Raw genomic sequence first — 4097 nt, forward strand, 5'->3', positions numbered from 1 at the left:
ACGCGCGCGACAAGCAGGAGCAGGAGCTCAACGCGCTCGACGTGCAGGAAGTCGTCGACCACTACGAACTCGCCTACCTCGTGCACACGCGCATGGTCGTCGGCGACAAGCCCGTGTACCACGACACCATCGTGAGCGCGCGCGACGGCGCCATCCTCGCCCGGTGGAGCATGCTGCAGACGGTGACCGGCGTGGGCCACAGCCAGTACAACGGCGACGTGCCCATCAATACGACGCTCGCCGAGGGCAAGTACAGGATGATCGACGACACCCGCGGCACGGGCGGCACGTTCGGCGCGATGGCGATCACGAACGCGAACCATGGCACGAGCGCGGGCAGCGTCTACGTCAACGATACGAACACGTGGGGCGACGGCAAGCAGTACGTGAACGGCGGCTCGACGACGAACGCGAACGGCCAGACGGCCGCCGTGAACGCGATGTGGGGCCTGATGAACACCTACGACACGATGAAGAACGTGTTCAACTGGCTGTCGCTGGACGGGCACAACACGGCCACGTACATCGCGGCGCACGTCAACACGGCATACGACAACGCCTATTACAGCGACACGTGCCGCTGCATGTTCATCGGCGACGGCGCCAGCTTCAACAGCCTGGGCTCGATCGACGTCATCGGCCACGAGATGGGCCACGGCGTGACGGCCGCCACGTCGAACCTGACGTATTCGGGCGAATCGGGCGGCCTGAACGAATCGTCGTCGGACATCAACGGCGAGGCCGTCGAAGCGTATGCGCGCGGGGGCGGGAGGGGCGATACCATCCCGCTCACGGGCAACGACTGGGTGCTGGGCAAGGAGATCAGCAAGTCGGGCACGCCGCTGCGCTGGATGTACCGCCCCAGCAAGGACGGCAGCAGCCCGGACGCCTGGAACAGCTCGATCAAGCGCCTGGACGTGCACTACAGCAGCGGCCCGAACAACCGCATGTTCTACTTCCTCGCGCAGGGCTCCAGCGCGGACAAGGCCGGCGATTATTACAGCAAATACCTCGTCAAGACGCCGGCCGCGATGACGGGCATCGGGCTCGACAAGGCCTACCGGATCTGGTTCAAGGCGAACACGACCAAGTTCACGTCGAGCACCAATTACGCGGATGCGCGCGCCAGGATGATCGACGCGGCGGGCGAGCTGTACGGCAAGAACAGCAAGGAAGCCATTGCCGTGCAGCGGGCGTACGCCGCGATCAACGTGGGCGCGGACGTGGACGAAGCGCCGGGGCAGTAAAGACGCACCTCGTCAGGTGGCTTCCAGGACAATGGCCGCGGCCTGGAAGTCGCCGGCGAGGTTGGGCTGGATTCCTTGTCCCATCCAGTAGGCGCCGCTCGCCTGTTTCGGTGTGCGCGGCGCCACGCCGCCTGCGATGGTGCGCAGCGCATACGTCTTCCGTGGATCGAGTCCGCGCAACCGGATATGGGGCGCCGGATTGCGCATGCCGCCGGAGTGAAGGAAGGCGAAGAGGACGGCCTGGTTGCCGTCCTGCGCGACCGACAGCGTCGCCGATCGTGCCGAGCCGCCCTGCGGCGATATCAACCGGTATAAATTGCCTTGTTGGACGGTTACGCGAATACGCTTGTACTCGGCAATAAGTCGCTTCGCTTGCGCGAAGTCGTTCGCGCTCCAGTGGTTCAGGTTCGCGCCGACCCCGAGCGAACCCTGCATGGACGACAGAAACCGGTATTCCAGCGATGTGGCGCGCTTGTTGACCCAGTTGGGCGAGTCGGTGACCCATGCCATCATGATCGCCGGCGCATAGGCCCGGCTGAAGCCATCCTGGATCAACAGCCGGTCGTACGGATCGGTATTGTCGGACACCCAGACCTCGTCGGTCAGGGCCATGATGCCGAGATCGACCCGGCCGCCGCCGCTGGCGCACGATTCGATCTCGACCTTCGGGTGGCGCCGGCGCAGCTCGCCGAGCAGCTTGTAGAGATTGTCCACGTACGTCACGTACAGGCGTTGCTGCTCCGCGGGCGGCACCTGCGGCCAGCCCGGTTCGGACCAGGCGCGGTTATGGTCCCACTTGAGAAAGGCGATGTCGTTCGCGCCGAGCAGCCTGTCCAATACCATGAGAAGGTGGTCGTACACGTCCGTGCGCGCCAGGTTGAGCACCAGCTGGTCGCGGGCTTCGGAGCGCGCACGTCCCGGAAAGTGGATGACCCAATCGGGATGGGCCCGGTACAAATCGCTGTCCGGATTGACCATCTCCGGTTCGACCCACAGCCCGAATTCCATGCCCAGGTCATTGACGCGTTTGATCAGTGGCGTCAGCCCGTTCGGGAATTTCTTCGTGTTGACGACCCAGTCGCCCAGGCCCGCTTTCGAACTGTTGCGCGCGCCGAACCAGCCGTCGTCGACGACGAAGCGTTCGATGCCGATGCTGGCGGCTTTCTCGGCCAGCGCCATCTGGCCCGCTTCGTCGACGGCGAACTCGGTCGCCTCCCACGAATTGTAGAGAACGGGCCGCGGACGCAACGCCGGCGCGCCCGGCAGGATCCGCGTGCGCTGGTAGCGATGGAACAGGCGCGACGCGCCGCCGAAACCGTCACCGGAATACCCCGCATGGAACACGGGCGAGGAGAGGCGTTCGCCAGGCTTGAGCCGATAGGCGAAATCGAAGGGGTTGTAGCCGGCGGTTACGCGGACGCCGCCGAGCGCATCCATGTCGACACCGATGCGCCACGCGCCGCTCCAGCCCAGTGCGCCGAACCACACGGGGCCGGACTCCTCTTCGGTCATGACCCGGCTCAGCGCGATCCACGGGTTGGCCTGGTGCGACGTCACGCCCTTGCGGCTCTCGATCACCGTCGCGCCGGGGCCGACCGGGCGGGTTTGCAGCGCGAACTCGCCGGCCCAGCGCCCGGTCAGGTACGACACGCGGTAATCGTCGTCGTAAGGCAGGTTGATGCTGGCCGCCGCCATCTGGTCGACCTGGATCCAGCCGTCCGTCCGGTTCTCGACGACGGCACTGCGCGTCAGGATGCCGGTTGCGGCCTCCATCGCATAGGCGAGCGTGACGTGCACGGCGCGACCGACGTCCTTGAGCCTGACCACGAGGCGTTCGCCGTCGAGCTGGTGGCCGACGTAGCGCAGGTCCAGGTCGCGCACGCCGTCGGGGAAGGTGACCTTGAGCGCCGGCTCCACCGTCAGGCCGGCACCGAAGCCGGGATACTCGAACGGCGTGACGGTGATCGACGTTTCGTTGCTGGAGTTCTCAGCGACCGGCACCGGCGCCGGCAGCGGATCGACCGGGGACAGCGCACTGCCCCAGTAGATGGTCTGCAGACGGCCATCCGGGTTGACGCCGAGCGCATAGGTGACGGCGCCGCCGTCGAGACGAAAGACGCGTGCCGCGTCGTCGATGGTGGGGCGCGCCCGGGCGGCGTTGCCCATGGTCAGTCCGGCAAGTCCGCCCAGCATGCCCATGCATACGGCGCGACGGCGTCGATCGATGTTCTTCATAGTCTCCTCAGCCAGCGATTTTGTTCATCTTATCGCAATGGCCGAGGAGTGGCCGAAAAGCAAAACTTCAGGGCTGCAGCAACGGATACGGATTGACGGGCGTTCCCTTCCACCACTGCTTGTCGGGCGTCAGCTCGAACACGGCGAAGTGCAGGTGCGGCGCGTTCGGATCGGCATTCCCGGTTGCGCCCACATAGCCGATCAGGTCGCCGCGCCTGACCTGCGCGCCTTCCTGCAGGCCGTCCGCATAGCGGTCCAGGTGCGCATAGTAATAGGCATATTTTTCGGTCGGATCGAACTGGTACACGGTCAGCCCGCCCGGCTTGCTCGTGAACAGCTTCACGATCCTGCCGTCCGCCACCGCGACCACCTTCGTGCCCTTCGGCGCCATGATGTCCAGCGCTTCGTGGTGGCGTTCGGTGCCGCGCGGCTGGTCGTACGTGTCGGCGAGCCTGGAGAACGGCATGCCTTCGACGGGCACGAGCAGCTTGCCCGGCGCGACACTTGGCGCGGGGTCCGTGCCCGCGCGGTGTCGTTTTAACATCTGACGCGGCCGCCGAATATAGAGGTGTTGATGGAGGGGGGGGGCGGTTGATTTAAAAAAAAGTGGGGGGG

At 65.7% G+C, this 4097-nt stretch carries 3 protein-coding genes; 1 reads left to right on the top strand and 2 read right to left on the bottom strand.

The features are described from left to right. On the top strand, positions 1–1247 hold a 1247-nt coding region (locus ACEN88_RS25920), incomplete at its 5' end, for a M4 family metallopeptidase (protein ID WP_413344295.1). 12 nt (positions 1248–1259) lie between these two features. Here ACEN88_RS25920 and ACEN88_RS25925 read toward each other — a convergent pair. Together ACEN88_RS25925 and ACEN88_RS25930 are read right to left on the bottom strand one after the other, a co-directional pair. Continuing rightward, positions 1260–3482 carry an alpha-galactosidase gene (locus ACEN88_RS25925; RefSeq protein WP_413344297.1) on the bottom strand — a complete coding sequence of 741 codons (2223 nt, stop codon included), beginning with the start codon at positions 3480–3482 and terminating at the stop codon, positions 1260–1262. 67 nt (positions 3483–3549) lie between these two features. Next, the gene (locus tag ACEN88_RS25930) at positions 3550–4026 is read right to left on the bottom strand and encodes a M23 family metallopeptidase (protein ID WP_413344299.1); all 477 of its coding nucleotides are present in this window, start codon (positions 4024–4026) and stop codon (positions 3550–3552) included. Positions 4027–4097: the final 71 nt, after the last annotated feature.

Source organism: Massilia sp. CT11-108, assembly GCF_047302915.1.
In the GTDB taxonomy this organism is placed as follows: domain Bacteria; phylum Pseudomonadota; class Gammaproteobacteria; order Burkholderiales; family Burkholderiaceae_D; genus Telluria; species Telluria orientalis.

What these genes read in the sequence shown, in the direction of transcription:
- ACEN88_RS25925 (WP_413344297.1), bottom strand. Translation starts at nt 3,482, where the DNA reads ATGAAGAACATCGATCGACGCCGTCGCGCCGTATGCATGGGCATGCTG.
- ACEN88_RS25930 (WP_413344299.1), bottom strand. Translation starts at nt 4,026, where the DNA reads ATGTTAAAACGACACCGCGCGGGCACGGACCCCGCGCCAAGTGTCGCG.